Consider the following 333-nt stretch of genomic DNA (forward strand, 5'->3'; position numbering starts at 1 on the left):
AAACCACCGGCGGATCCACCGCTGTGCACCTCGGTACCCTCCACGTGCAGAGCACGCTGAGGCGAGAGGGAGAGGGCCTTTCCGAGTCTGACATTGCCGCTGGTGGTGTCCATCACCAGTCCGAAGTCAGCGCCGGCGCTGCCGTAGAAGCCAACGAGATTGTCGTTCGCCATACCGACGAACCCGCGGTCGGTGTTCGCGGACTTCTGGCGGAACCAGATACCGGCCGAGAGATCGCTGCCCTGACGTACCCGCATGCGACGCGGGACATCGAGAGCGTCGCCGTTGGCACCCTTGCCCACGGTGATCTGGTCCGTGCCGGACCACAGCCGC

The 333-nt window shown here is 65.5% G+C and carries 1 protein-coding gene; it reads right to left on the bottom strand.

The genetic code is table 11. The annotated features are described in order from the left end of the window. Positions 1-333 (bottom strand): hypothetical protein (locus tag IF00_RS42305; RefSeq protein ID WP_037640615.1); only part of this gene is annotated, 333 nt, incomplete at both ends.

The organism is Streptomyces flavochromogenes, assembly GCF_000717595.1.
GTDB classification, from domain to species: domain Bacteria; phylum Actinomycetota; class Actinomycetes; order Streptomycetales; family Streptomycetaceae; genus Streptomyces; species Streptomyces flavochromogenes.